This window comes from Bacteroides mediterraneensis (assembly GCF_900128455.1).
In the GTDB taxonomy this organism is placed as follows: domain Bacteria; phylum Bacteroidota; class Bacteroidia; order Bacteroidales; family Bacteroidaceae; genus Phocaeicola; species Phocaeicola mediterraneensis.
Map to the genome: position 1 here is coordinate 4,019,837 of NZ_LT635783.1, position 12,985 is coordinate 4,032,821.

A 12,985-nucleotide genomic window follows, 5' to 3' on the forward strand; every position below is an offset into this window, starting at 1 on the left:
GAGTGATTCAAGTTATTTTTCAGCGGTTTCTTTGTTCTCGGGAGTTTCCGTTAAGTGTTCCAGTAATCCTTGGCAGGCATCTTCCAGAATATCGAGCACATTTTCAAAACCCTGTGCCCCTCCGTAGTAAGGGTCGGGTACATGGTCGATGACCTTGGTACGGCAGAACTCCGTCATACGATGGATTTTCTGTTCGCTTTCCACATCGGGTGCTTTCTCGCGGAGGGCATCGATGTTGCGGTCGTCCATCCCTAAAATCCAGTCGAAGTGATAGAAATCCTCCGTACGGACCGGGCGTGAACGGTGCGTCAGCTCATAGCCTCTGCGGATGGCATGTGCCCGCATGCGTGCATCCGGCAATTCTCCTTCGTGAAAGCCGATGATACCTGCAGAATCAATCTCAAACTCTTTTTCTCTCCCTGCACGGCGTACCAAGGTACGCATGATTTCTTCGGCAGAAGAGGAACGGCAGATGTTGCCGAGACAGACAAAAAGTATGCGTTGTTTTTTCATTTGTCGAGGTGTAAATACTGTTTAAAACGGGCCACATCGGTGTTCAGGATGAGGCTTTCCGGAAATTCGGTTTCCTTGACCAGTTCCAGGGCATGGTCGTAGGTAGCAATGTCGAACGAGATGTGGGCGTCACTTCCCAGGATGACCGGTACCTCGTATTGCTTGCAGAGACGGAGTATTTCCAGGTTGTTGGGACGTGCCTCCATTTTCTTGCGGCAGGGTTTCAGGGAGCTGTTGTTGATTTCCAGTAGGGTGTGATTCGCCTTGGCTGCTTGTACAATCGGTTCAAAAATCAGTTTGGCCGTTCCGTCGCCTGGGTGACTGATGATGTGCGTGTACGGATTTTCAATGGCCTTGATCATGCCGTGGGTATTCTCTTCGGGAGTGCCCGGTGTGTAGCATAAAGAATGAATCCCCGCAATCCTCAGGTCCAGCAGGTTCATGTGAAACTCGTCCAGGTCGAGGGTACCTTCTGTATCGAGGATGTTGATTTCCGCCCCGAGCAGGAGTTCGATGCCGTACATCTGCCGTGGCACCACGTGCAGGTTGCGAAAGTAAATCAGGTGGCAGCTTCCGGGGATGCCCGGCGTATGTTCCGTGATGCCGAGCAGCTTCAGTCCCTTGTCGGCGGCTGCCCGTGCCATTTCTTGCAGACTGCTGAATGCATGTCCGCTGGCGATGGTGTGTGTATGTACATCTAATTCTATGTTCATTGTGATATTGTTTAAGTGGGGTCTACATCATAATATACCATGAGCGAACGGAAGCGCTCGTCTTCTATTAGGCTCCGTTGCACCTGATTCAGGTAACAGCGTACTTTACTCAATGAGGCTTCCTGTTCTATCTTGATGACAATTTTCCGGATGAAGAGCGATTGTATCCGAGCTACCGGCGGTTTGTCCGGTCCCAGTATCCGTTCGCCCATGCCTTGGCGCAGACGGGCGGCCATGAGGTCGGCTGCCTGCGTCAGAATGTCTTCTTTGCGGTGCTTCAGGTACACATAAATCAGGCGGTAGAAAGGAGGATATTTGAACAGACTCCGTTCCTCCATCTGCTCTTGGTACAACCGGGCATAGTCGTTGGTCATAATCTGATGGATGAGTGGGTTTTCAGGCGATTTGGTCTGGAGCACTACCAATCCTTGCTTGTTTTTCCGTCCAGCCCGTCCGGCCACCTGCGCCATGAGCTGGAAGGCCCGTTCGTACGACCGGAAGTCGGGATAGTTCATCATGGAGTCGGCATTCAGGATACCCACCACACTCACCCGATCGAAGTCCAGACCTTTGGAAATCATCTGTGTGCCAATCAGAATATCTGTCTTTCCTTCTTCAAAGTCGCTGATGATGCGTTCGTAGGCCGTACGGGTACGGGTGGTGTCTAGGTCCATCCGGGCTACCCGGGCCTCCGGGAAAATCTGTTTGATGTCATCTTCAATCTTTTCCGTACCGAAGCCCCGGTTCACCAGTTCCACTCCGCCACAAGCCGGACAGGCCGTGGGTACGGCATAGGTATAACCGCAGTAGTGGCACGTCAGCTGGTGAAGCACCTTGTGGTAGGTCAGACTCACGTCACAGTTCTTGCAACGGGGCACCCATCCGCAAGTGCGACATTCAATCATCGGCGCGAAGCCCCGTCGGTTCTGGAACAGGATGACCTGCTCCTTCTGCTCCAAGGCTTCCCGTATTTTTTGTAACAGCAGAGGAGAGAACTGTGCCGTCATCCGTTTCTTCCGGGCCAGTTCCTTGATGTCTACCAGTTCGATGTGTGGCAACTGAATTTGCTGGTGACGTTCCGTCAGTTCCACCAGTCCGTATTTTCCGTTTCGGGCATGAAAATAGCTTTCCAAACTGGGGGTAGCTGTACCCAGCAACGTCTTGGCGCCGTACATGGAAGCCAGCATGATGGCCGCGTTCCGTGCATGATACCGCGGTGCTGGGTCTTGTTGTTTGTAACTTGTTTCATGTTCCTCGTCTACGATGACCAGGCCCAGTCGACGGAATGGCAGGAACACGGACGAACGAACACCCAATATCACGTCGTAATCTTGCTCGGTGAGTTGTTTCTGCCAGATTTCCACTCGTTCTGCATCGGGAAACTTGGAATGATACACTCCGAGCCGTGCCCCGAATACTCGTCGCAACCGTTCGGTGATTTGGGTGGTGAGAGCGATTTCCGGGAGGAGGTAGAGTACCTGTTTACCAGCTTTCAGCACTTCCTCTATCAGGTGGATATAGATTTCGGTCTTGCCACTGGCCGTGACTCCATGCAGCAAGCAGACATTTTTCGTCTGAAAACAAGTCAGAATATCATAAAAGGCTCGTTGCTGGGCGGAACTGAGGGTATGTATGGGAACGGTCTCGGTCTCTTTGTCGGTCAGTCGGCCGATTTCGTAGAGGTAAGTTTCCAGAATTTGTTTGTCCACCAGTCCTTTGAAAACAGATTGACTTTGTCCGGATGCTTCCAGCAATTGCTTCTTGCTGACTTCCCGGATGTCTTTCCCTTGGGCATTCCATCCCGATAGTTCCAGGTATTTCATCAGGATGGCCTGTTGTTTAGGAGCCCGTGCCAGCAAATCAAACTGGATGTGCAGATGATGTTCGTTTTGCAAGGCCTCTGTCAGGCGAACCCGTACTTCCGTGCGTGGTTTGTAGCTCCGCTTGATTTCTTCCTTGATGCAGATGGCTTCTTTCTCCAGCAGCGACTTAATGACCGGCAACAGATTCTTCATCCCGCTGGCCTTTTCCAGCTGCGTGACACATTGTTCCGGGTCGGCACTGAGTAAATCCAGAATACGTTGTTCGCGGGGAGAAAGCGGTTCCGAAGCCACAAAGTCCGGATTGTATTCCACCAGTGTTTCGCTTTCCAGTTTCATACCCGAAGGCAGAGCCGCCTTGTACACATCGCCCAGCGTACAGAGATAATAGTCGGCCAGCCATTTCCAGAAAGAGAACTGCCGGGCCAGCAAGACGGGGCGCGAATCGAGTACTTCCGAGATGTCTTTCGTCTCGTAGGCTTCGGGAGCCGTTTCGTGTATCTTTGTTACGATGGCCGTATGAAACCTCTTCGGACCGAAGGATACGATAACCCGACAGCCCGGTTGTATGCTCTCTTCCAGACTTTCCGGAAGGGAGTAAGTATATTGGCTGGCAATGGGCAGTGGGACGATGACATCTACGAACTTTTTCATACTGCAAAGGTATAAAAAGCACCTCACATAGCTGGTTCCCATCCGAAACTTTTATAGCTTTGTGCCATGGTTTTTAATATTTAATAGAAGATGAAAATTTATAATATCGGAATTATCGGGTGTGGCGGTATTGCTGCAAAAATGGCGGCCACCCTTGGAGGAATGAAAGGAGTGAGACGCTACGCGGTGGCTTCGCGTACGTTAGAGAAAGCGCAGGCTTTTGCCGACAAGTGGGAGTTCTCAAAGGCCTACGGAAGTTATGAAGAACTGGCTTCCGACCCGGAAGTCGATTTGATTTACATCGCGACCCCTCATGCCATGCATTACGATAATGCCCGCATGTGCATCGAAAAAGGCAAGCCTGTGTTGTGTGAAAAGGCTTTCACCGCCAATGCCCGTCAGGCTGCCGAACTGCTGAAACTGGCCGAGGATAAGAAGGTATTTTTGACTGAGGCCATCTGGACCCGCTACATGCCTCTTTCACTGAAGATTCGGGAACTGCTGGAAGAAGGAGTTATCGGTACGCCTTATACGCTTTCGGCTAATTTGGGCTATGTGATTGATCGGAAAGAACGCATCTTGCGTCCGGAACTGGCAGGAGGTGCATTGTTGGACTTGGGAGTATATCTGCTTAACTTTGCCGCCATGTATTTCGGTAAGGAAGTGGCTTCCGTATATTCTGTTTGTCAGAAAACCGATACGGGGGTTGATGCACAGGAAAGCATCACTCTGTTGTTTCAGGATGGAAAGATGGCGGCTTTGCAGGCCACGATTCACGCTGCGACCGACCGTATGGGAGTCATCTCGGGCGACAAAGGTCATCTGATTGTGGAGAATATCAACAACCCACAGTCGGTTCGAATTTTGGATGCCAACTATCAGACTGTAGCTGTGTACGAAGCTCCGCAGCAGATTACAGGTTATGAATATCAGGTATATGCTTCTTTGGAAGCCATCGAAAAAGGTTGGCTGGAATCTCCTTATATGCCGCATGCAGAGACGCTTCGCCTCATGCAGCAGATGGATGCACTTCGCAAAGAGTGGGGAGTGACATATCCTTGTGATAACGAATAAGCGTGTGTATTCACAAAATAAAACCTCCTTTAAAGCGGTTCTGAACAGGCTTTAAAGGAGGTTTTAAAATATATACTTGGCGACTTAGAAAAGGTAGGCCACTGAAACCTGCCAAGTGTTTTGCTTGAAACCGATAGTGGTGAGATCGCCTAAATCTTCGTGTATCTTCCCATTGTCTTTCAAGGCAAAGTTATAGTTGGCGCCTACCTGCAGGTGGCTGAGCAGTTTTAATCCTGCACCTACATTGAAACTGGTAGTGTTTTTCTTGAATTCGCAGATGTTGTTAAACCAACGGTCACCCACGTTGAATCCGAATTGCGGACCTACTGCTATGTATGCTCCTACCAGGCTGCTGAATCCGATGTTCCATTTCAGGTTAATCGGGATTTCAATACTTTTTTTAGTAGAGGTACCTTCTTCAGAATCCACGCCGAACTGGTTGTACAATACAGAACCGTCGATGCCCAGTCCTAAAACAGGCAGTGTGAATTCTGCAGTCGGACCTACAAAAAATCCAGCTCTGTTATCTTTGCTGACTATATCCTTGGAAAGATGCAGCTTGGAAACATTCAGACCTGCTTTTACACCAAAATGTATCTGGGCTTGCGCCGGAATGGCAAGAGCCAGACAGGCCATCACCATCAGTGTCGATAATAACTTTTTCATAATTTTCTTTGTTTAGAGATTTTACAAAGTTAAACATAAATCGGATATAAAAAAGGAAATGATAGAAGAAAAGTCGGTTTTGCTTTTGAATATTTATGGTGAGACAAGAGACTCGTTTAGTTTCCGAACCGAGAGGTATCTACTTCCTTTACTTCTTTCTTCTTGTATCCGCCAAAACGATAGCTGAACGAAAGGGTAACACTCTGCAGGTAGCTTTTGGTATTCATGTCGAGATACTGTGCCCCGTTCCGGACCCTGGTTTTGGGATTCATCGTGTTAAAAATGTCGCGGCCTTTCAGTTGGAGCATGGCTCTGTCCTTGGCAAACGTATAGCGCAGGGCTGCATCCACGAAGGCTACCGGTTGGATGTAGTAACTTCCCTGTATGGATTTAGTCTGCCCGAAAGCGGTGACTTCCATTTTCAGGTTGGGTTGGCGGCAGAGCTGGAAGGTATGTGTCCAGTGCCCTACTCCCACCCATTGCTGTTGGTTGAAAGGCGCATCATAGTATGCGCTGGCCTTGTCGTGCTTTAAGCTTGCCTGCAGGGTGAGGCGGCTGTCCCACCAGTTGCCCACCTTGAAAGGAAGGATGGCAGTAAAAGCGAGCTCCTGACTGTAATCCCAGTTTTGCCAGTTGTAGATGGCTTTCAGACGGTCGGAATCCAGGTAGACGGTCTGCATGAAATAGTCGGGTGTATAGCTGTAGCTTACCTGAAAGATGTACTTGCTTTTCAGAATGTAGGTCAGGTCGGCATCATATTCAGTGTAAGGGCGGAGGAAGGGATTCCCTACACTCTCGTTGTAGCCGTTCAGATAGCTGGTGGCTCCGCTCAGTGTCCAGTAGTCGGGGTAGGTCTTGTCGGAACTGAAGGACAGCTGGAAAATGTGGGAGGCAGACGGCATGTAATTCAACTGGAGAGTGGGGTAGACGGCCCATTTCCGGTAGTTCTGCATTTGGTAGTATTCCAGTGCGGCAGAAGCACTCAGCGTCCATTGGGAGTTGAACGGTTTGTCGAATCCGGCGTAGACGTTGTAGGTATATTCACGGATGCGGTTGTACAGGTTCTGGTCCTGCATTTCCGGCAAGTCATAGTCTTGTATGTTCCGATTGTGCACGTAGGAAAAGGAAGTCCCGTAGTTCAGCGTCCAGTCGTGCGGCAGTGAATGGCTCTGGTCGGCATAGATTTTCCAGCGGTCGATGTGCTGGTCGGAACGGCTTATGAAACGGGTTTCCACTTCTTCCGGGCTTCGGTCGAAGAAATTCTGGGTATCGGTTGAGGTGAAATTGGTAAAGTCGGCACCGGCCCGGAAACCGAATCCGGAGGTGTAGTTCAAGGCCGCATTGTGCATCTGATGGTGTGTGCGGGAATCATTGAATGATTCGGAGATGCTGCCGCTGGAATGGCTGTGATGCTGACTGTTAGGACTGAACTGGGTGGTGTACGACAATTCAAGGGAGTTGTCGGCATCGAACTTGTAGGTTCCTCCGGCCCGTAGGGTGTGCGTCAGGCTGCGTCCTTGATTATCGGTCACCTGATTCACATCATACACTTGCTCCTTCACCGTATGATGAGCGAGGAAGTCGATGTAACCACGGGTGTAGCTGCTTTGAAGGTTGTATATGAAATCCAAGTCGACTTTGGGAGAGGTATAGGCCAGTGTGATACCTCCGTTGCCGTCGGCTTCCTTCTGCTGTTTGTATTCACCGTGAATTTCTCCTTGCAGCCCTCCTTCCCCGAGCTTGTATCCTTTCAGCACGAGGTTGATGGCGGCCCCGCGTACGTGGTATTGTGGAGGAGCGCTGTACATCACTTCCGCTTTTTCCACGCGTGAAGCTGGCATCCCCTTTAAGAGCGTGATGAGTTGTTCGTATGTCATGGATGAGGGACGGCCGTTCAGCAGCAGACTGACGCCGCCTGCTCCGGCCAAGGTCAGTACGTCGTTCTGTTCAATCACACCCGGAAGTTGTTTGAGAGCTTCGTAGGCGTTGGTGACCAGCCGCTGGGAAATCAGCTGCGGCATGTCGTAGCTCAGACGGCTACCTTCCACAGTGACCAGCGGGCGTTCGCCTTCTACCACGACCTCCTGAAGGGCGTAGTCTTTCGGCTGCAACACAAACGTACCGGCATCTCTTCCGCTTCCCTCTTTTTCCAGAGTTTCATACAGCAGGTGCTGGAAGAGCAGGCGGTAGCGTGTCGGCTGGTGATTCAGCAGAAAGGTACCGTCGGTATTCGTGATGGTGGCTTCTACAAATACGGAATCGAGTGTCTGGAGTACGACCGTAGCCCCGTCAATGGGCTGATTGGACGGGTCGGTGACTTTTCCTGTAATAGTTTGTGCGGTAGCTGTGCCGAGCATCGTACCGAGCAGTAACAAGATGCTCACTAAAAAATACTTTTTCATATCGTTCGTGTCTTTATCTTTCATTATCTTTGACACTGCAAAACTAAAAAGGCCGTTTCGCTTTTTGGGTTAAGGCAAGGTTAACGCTACGTTAACGGCTTTCGTTTACGTGAAGAATATACGGTTATGAAGATGAAACACATTCGCTGGATTGCGGTAGTGGGACTGATTGCGATTGTCGAACTGCAGTATGTCTGGCTGGTCAATACTTACAAGCTGACACGGGAGAATGTCATGCGGCAAAGTCATGAGCTTTTCAAGGATGCGGCGCTTCAGGAAACTTTCTGTCGGATGAGCCTCTGGAAGCAATTTCATGGGAAGAAGGATTCCACGTACACTTTTCAATTTAAACTGGAGGAGGAGGTGGAGGACAGCGATACGCTGCAGTCTTCCACTCCGGAAACGCGCCAGTTCATCGAATCGGCGGTCTTTATCGCCCTGCAGGAAGGGGTGCTGAATACGTTCAAGATGGATGTGTCCTTGCATCGTTTGGATTCTATTTATACCCACTTGCTGGACTCGGTCGGTATCTCGGCCAAGGTGTCGACTTGTATGACGGATTCGTTGGGGAATGTGTTGCGAGCATCCTCTCCGCAGGCAAAACTGGAGGGACAGCAATACTTGAAAACGCAACCGGTGGCTCTCGACATGGCACATACTCGTTATCTGCAAGGGGTGATTCTGAATCCTTATTGGGTGATTTTCCAGCGTATGACGCTGCTGCTGATTGCCACGGTGCTGATTATGGCGTTGGTCATTGTCTGTATTGTGTATCAGATACGGGTTATTATCCGTCAGGACAAGATAGCCAAGGTGAGAGAGGATTTTTCGTATGCCATGATTCACGACATGAAGACACCGCTGAGCTCCATCCTGATGGGAACGGAGATTCTGGAAAGTGGGCGTTTAGACGGACAGCCGGAAAAGAAGGAACGGTATTTCCGGATTGTGAAGGAGGAAGGAGAGCATCTGCTGGCACTGACCAACAAGGTGCTGACGCTTTCCAAACTGGAGAATCATGCACTGAAATTAGAGCAGACGGATTGTCTGCTACGGCCGATTTTGGAGGACTTGGCGGAGAAGTACAAGGCGAAGGCAACCAAGCCGGTGACGTTTGTCTGGCATTTGCAGGAAGAAACGGTCTGGGCGGACGAGGAATTTCTGAAAGAAGCGCTCAGTAACCTGATAGACAATGCCTTGAAGTATTCGGGTGAGTCGGTGGAGATTACGTTCGTTTCGGCACGGAAAGCGGATGGAACTGTCTGTGTGACGGTGGCCGACAATGGCTTCGGTATTCCTTTGAAAGACCAGCGGAAGATTTTTGAGAAATATGAACGGGCGGAAGCCAGTGCGCGCAGCCGTTCTGGAGGTGCTCCCGGCTTCGGACTGGGACTGAACTATGTGCTCCGGATTATGGAGGCACACGACGGGCGGGTGATACTGGAAAGCATGGAGGGCGAATACAGCCGGTTTACGTTGGTTTTCCCTCCAGAGAGTGCCATGGACGATAAAAAAGAGGAACAATAATATGGAAGGACAGATAATCAAACTGCTGTTGGTGGAAGACGATGCGAACCTGTGTTATATCATTCAGGGGGGCCTGGAGGATATGATTGGCGGGTATAAAGTGCTGACGGCAGCCAATGGCGAGGAAGGACTGGCGGTGTGGAAGGCGGAACAGCCGGATGTCATCGTGGCCGACATCGAGATGCCGGTGATGGACGGGTATGAGATGGTGAAACGTATCCGGGAAGAGGATGAGCATATTCCCATCTTGTTTACTTCCGGCCGTGTATCTCCGAAAGATGTGGTGAAAGGTTATGAACTGGGTGTGAATAACTATGTCAAGAAGCCTTTTCTGGCCGAGGAACTGCATGCGCATGTCACGGCCTTGTTGAAACTGACCCGGGGCCTGCAGGTGCAGAAGGAAGTGCCGGAGGTATCCATCGGGCGACTGTTCTCGTTTGATACTACACGTGGAGTCTTGAAGCAGAAAAGCGGAGAAGAACGTATGCTGACGGTGCGGGAGGCCGATTTGCTCCGTATGTTGTGCGAGCACAAGGGGCAGGTAGTCCGGCGGGAGGTTATCTTGTCGCGTTTGTGGAATACGGAGGAGGATTATTTCGCCTCGCGCAGCCTGGATGTCTTCGTGTCGCGTCTGCGCAAATTGCTGGCAGACGATGAGGCAGTGGAGTTGAAGACCGTGAAGGGCGTCGGTTTGATATTGGAAGAAAGAAAAGTTTAATTTAAATACAAAACGAATATGCAATATTTTAAAAGTGATTACATGGAAGGAGCGCATCCGTTGATTCTGGAGCGCTTGAGTCAGACAAATATGGAAAAAACTTCGGGTTACGGCACAGACGAGTATTGCGCATCGGCCCGTCGGAAAATTGCAGAGGCATGCGGCTGTCCGCAGGCGGAAGTGCATTTCATGGTGGGAGGTACGCAGACCAATGCTACGGTCATCACGGCAGTGTTGCGTCCGTATGAGGGTGTGATTGCGGCAGTAACCGGTCACATCAACCAGCATGAAGCTGGAGCGGTGGAAGCGGGAGGCCATAAGGTGCTGGCTTTGCCTCACCGCGAAGGGAAACTGGATGCAGCGGAGGTAGACCGTTATGTGACAGCCTTTTATCAAGACCCGAGCTGGGACCACATGGTGGCACCGGGGATGGTGTATATTTCGCATCCGACGGAGTACGGTACGCTGTATAGCTTGGAGGAACTGAAGGCTTTGTCTGCCGTATGCCGCAAGCATAAGATTCCGTTGTTTTTGGATGGGGCCCGTCTGGGTTACGGACTGGCAGCACGGGGTACGGATGTGACCTTGAAGGACATCGCTGCCTTGTGTGATATTTTCTATATCGGAGGAACCAAGGTAGGAGCGTTGTTTGGAGAAGCCGTGGTGATTCCGCAACCCGGGATGATTCGTCAGTTTGATACGATTATCAAGCAGCGGGGCGTGTTGCTGGCCAAAGGACGTCTGCTGGGCTTGCAGTTCGATACTTTGTTTACCGACGGATTGTATGTAAAGATTGCCCGTCATGCCATCGATATGGCGGAGCGGATTGTGGAAGGTCTGAAGGCATACGGCTATACATTTTTCATTCGTCCGCAGAGTAACCAGTTGTTTGTCACGCTCGAAAACAGTTTGTTTGAGAGGCTGGTGCAGCGCGTGGGCTTTGAAGTCTGGGAAAAACGTGCCGACGGAACGACAGTGGTACGTATCGCGACCAGTTGGGCTACCCGGGAAGAAGATGTGGCGGAATTGCTGGAAGAACTGAAAAAGAAATAACTGCCGGTAAATAGAGGAATCAGGCAGCCGGCCTCGCAAAGCCATCGGTTTTTACCATAGCGTATTGCGGGGCCGGCTGTGTTTATTTCGCCTCTTCTTCCTTGAACCAAGAGGCATACATCAGGTAGCCGTTGGCGATTTTCTGGTTGAGTTCCTTGCTTTGTGCCGGATCGACTTTCTTGATGAACTTGGCTGGAACACCTCCCCAGAGGGTGTGGGGCTCGATGACGGTGTTTGCCAACACCAGGGCACCGGCAGCCACGATGGCTCCTTCTCCCACTACAGCATGGTCGAGTAGGGTAGACCCCATGCCAATCAGGGCATTGTCGTGTACGCAGGCCCCGTGAAGTGTCACGTTGTGGCCGATGGATACGTCGTTGCCGATTTCTACCGTCGATTTTTCATACAAGGTGTGGAGTACGGTGCCGTCTTGGATGTTCACTCGGTCGCCGATGCGGATGGAGTTCACATCGCCCCGAAGTACGGCATTGAACCATACGCTACAGTCTCGTCCCATTACTACGTCGCCAATGATCGTGGCGTTGTCGGCCAGATAACAGTTTTCGCCGATTTGAGGAGTAAATCCTCTGACAGATTTTATAAGTGCCATAAGTTGATTCGTTTGATAGAGCGGCCTAAGTTAGTAGATTTTTGGGAATTCTCTATGATTTTTGTAGGTCTTGCAGCAGCTTTTTCCGTAGAAGTTGAATGCTGACAGGGCTGATTCTTTCAGGAAAGGGACTATTTTTCAGAAATGCTAGGGCGATAGCTCTCTTTTTTCTTTATGTTTTCCATGTTTCCGGTAGGGGAGCCGTACGTTTCCCTTTCGTGAAACGTAGGTTTCCGCCGGGGAAAACCTACGTTTCACGAAAGGAAAACATAGAAAATGTCGGAAGGTTTGTCCAGATATGTCCTTGCAGTGAAAGATTTTTGAAGTGTTTTCTCGAATACTGTATGAGAAAATCACGGCTTTTATGGTGGACTGGTGATTCTGTTTCCTATGTTTTCGGATGTTTTTCCGGTTTTTGGCCTTCGTGCAAAGAAATTTCGTGCAGGATTTTTCGTGTTTCCGCTGTTCTCTTGTACCGGTTCGGTGTGCATCTTTGCCTTTTCCTTTTACACATGCGCTCATGTGCGCGTACACACGCCCGCGCGAAATACATAATGTAGTGTCGTTTGCGTTCCTTTTTGTAGACCTCAAAAAATATTCACCTGCAACCGTCTTGTTTCCAGTGACTTATAAAAATCTTCAAAGATTTTTGAAAAAAAGAGTGTGATAAAAGTTGCAGGAGCGGAAAAAGTGCGTACCTTTGCAACCGCTTTCGAGAGGGAGAGCCGCTGAGAATGACAGACTGGTGAAGAGAGGCAGACTTTCAAAGGCGCTGCACCCGAGTATCTTACCTTGCAAGACGGCAAGGGAGCGAGAAAGGGATAAGCCCCGCGAGGTCATCCTGAAAAACTTTTTCGAAAAAAACTTCCGGAAAAATTTGGAGGGAAAGAAAAAACGCCTTACCTTTGCAAACGCTTTCCCGCTGAAACGGGAGCACGAAAGAAAGATAGTTCTTTGAAAGACTTTAGATAAACAAACGAAGATGTAGTACAAGAAGTAGTCTTATATATAATGTATATATGGGATGAAACAAGAACCGTCAATAACCTGAAAAGGATATAGAAATCGGTTTCCTGGAACAGAATCAACAATACCCGCAAGGGTAAGAAAATATTTTACAATGAAGAGTTTGATCCTGGCTCAGGATGAACGCTAGCTACAGGCTTAACACATGCAAGTCGAGGGGCAGCATGAACTTAGCTTGCTAAGTTTGATGGCGACCGGCGCACGGGTGA

General features: G+C 50.0%; 10 protein-coding genes. 4 read left to right on the forward strand and 6 right to left on the reverse strand.

Annotated features, from left to right (window positions below; all coding sequences use genetic code 11):
- Positions 1-12: 12 nt before the first annotated feature.
- Genes BQ7480_RS17235 through priA form a run of 3 tightly spaced genes read right to left on the reverse strand, consistent with a single transcriptional unit; the run spans position 13 to position 3,700 of the window.
- Positions 13-513, reverse strand: coding sequence for a low molecular weight protein-tyrosine-phosphatase (locus tag BQ7480_RS17235; RefSeq protein ID WP_072543805.1), 501 nt, complete (start codon positions 511-513; stop codon positions 13-15).
- Complete coding sequence (locus BQ7480_RS17240) at positions 510-1,226, reverse strand: phosphatase (protein WP_072543806.1); 717 nt, start codon at positions 1,224-1,226, stop codon at positions 510-512. The genes BQ7480_RS17235 and BQ7480_RS17240 overlap by 4 nt, the downstream gene beginning before the upstream one ends.
- 11 nt (positions 1,227-1,237) lie before the next feature.
- On the reverse strand, positions 1,238-3,700 hold the full coding sequence (gene priA, locus BQ7480_RS17245) for a replication restart helicase PriA (protein WP_072543807.1): 2,463 nt from the start codon (positions 3,698-3,700) through the stop codon (positions 1,238-1,240).
- 90 nt (positions 3,701-3,790) lie between these two features.
- Here priA and BQ7480_RS17250 point away from each other — a divergent pair, with 90 nt between their 5' ends.
- The gene (locus BQ7480_RS17250; RefSeq protein ID WP_072543808.1) at positions 3,791-4,774 is read left to right on the forward strand and encodes a Gfo/Idh/MocA family protein; all 984 of its coding nucleotides are present in this window, start codon (positions 3,791-3,793) and stop codon (positions 4,772-4,774) included.
- Positions 4,775-4,858: 84 nt separating this feature from the next.
- Here BQ7480_RS17250 and BQ7480_RS17255 read toward each other — a convergent pair whose 3' ends face one another.
- On the reverse strand, positions 4,859-5,440 hold the full coding sequence (locus BQ7480_RS17255) for a porin family protein (RefSeq protein WP_072543809.1): 582 nt from the start codon (positions 5,438-5,440) through the stop codon (positions 4,859-4,861).
- A 116-nt stretch (positions 5,441-5,556) separates the two neighbouring features.
- On the reverse strand, positions 5,557-7,842 hold the full coding sequence (locus BQ7480_RS17260) for an outer membrane beta-barrel family protein (RefSeq protein ID WP_072544110.1): 2,286 nt from the start codon (positions 7,840-7,842) through the stop codon (positions 5,557-5,559).
- Positions 7,843-7,968: 126 nt separating this feature from the next.
- Here BQ7480_RS17260 and BQ7480_RS17265 point away from each other — a divergent pair, with 126 nt between their 5' ends.
- Genes BQ7480_RS17265 through BQ7480_RS17275 form a run of 3 tightly spaced genes read left to right on the forward strand, consistent with a single transcriptional unit; the run spans position 7,969 to position 11,140 of the window.
- Positions 7,969-9,369, forward strand: coding sequence for a sensor histidine kinase (locus BQ7480_RS17265; protein ID WP_072543810.1), 1,401 nt, complete (start codon positions 7,969-7,971; stop codon positions 9,367-9,369).
- A gap of 13 nt (positions 9,370-9,382) precedes the next feature.
- On the forward strand, positions 9,383-10,087 hold the full coding sequence (locus tag BQ7480_RS17270; protein ID WP_072544111.1) for a response regulator transcription factor: 705 nt from the start codon (positions 9,383-9,385) through the stop codon (positions 10,085-10,087).
- 18 nt (positions 10,088-10,105) lie between these two features.
- Positions 10,106-11,140 (forward strand): threonine aldolase family protein, encoded by a 1,035-nt coding sequence (locus BQ7480_RS17275; RefSeq protein ID WP_072543811.1) that lies wholly within the window; start codon positions 10,106-10,108, stop codon positions 11,138-11,140.
- An 82-nt stretch (positions 11,141-11,222) separates the two neighbouring features.
- Here BQ7480_RS17275 and BQ7480_RS17280 read toward each other — a convergent pair whose 3' ends face one another.
- The gene (locus BQ7480_RS17280; protein ID WP_022353516.1) at positions 11,223-11,750 is read right to left on the reverse strand and encodes a gamma carbonic anhydrase family protein; all 528 of its coding nucleotides are present in this window, start codon (positions 11,748-11,750) and stop codon (positions 11,223-11,225) included.
- Between the last annotated feature and the right edge of the window lie 1,235 nt (positions 11,751-12,985).

What these genes read in the sequence shown, in the direction of transcription:
- BQ7480_RS17250 (WP_072543808.1), top strand. Translation starts at nt 3,791, where the DNA reads ATGAAAATTTATAATATCGGAATTATCGGGTGTGGCGGTATTGCTGCA.
- BQ7480_RS17265 (WP_072543810.1), top strand. Translation starts at nt 7,969, where the DNA reads ATGAAGATGAAACACATTCGCTGGATTGCGGTAGTGGGACTGATTGCG.
- BQ7480_RS17275 (WP_072543811.1), top strand. Translation starts at nt 10,106, where the DNA reads ATGCAATATTTTAAAAGTGATTACATGGAAGGAGCGCATCCGTTGATT.
- BQ7480_RS17280 (WP_022353516.1), bottom strand. Translation starts at nt 11,750, where the DNA reads ATGGCACTTATAAAATCTGTCAGAGGATTTACTCCTCAAATCGGCGAA.
- BQ7480_RS17260 (WP_072544110.1), bottom strand. Translation starts at nt 7,842, where the DNA reads ATGAAAAAGTATTTTTTAGTGAGCATCTTGTTACTGCTCGGTACGATG.
- BQ7480_RS17235 (WP_072543805.1), bottom strand. Translation starts at nt 513, where the DNA reads ATGAAAAAACAACGCATACTTTTTGTCTGTCTCGGCAACATCTGCCGT.
- BQ7480_RS17255 (WP_072543809.1), bottom strand. Translation starts at nt 5,440, where the DNA reads ATGAAAAAGTTATTATCGACACTGATGGTGATGGCCTGTCTGGCTCTT.
- BQ7480_RS17240 (WP_072543806.1), bottom strand. Translation starts at nt 1,226, where the DNA reads ATGAACATAGAATTAGATGTACATACACACACCATCGCCAGCGGACAT.
- priA (WP_072543807.1), bottom strand. Translation starts at nt 3,700, where the DNA reads ATGAAAAAGTTCGTAGATGTCATCGTCCCACTGCCCATTGCCAGCCAA.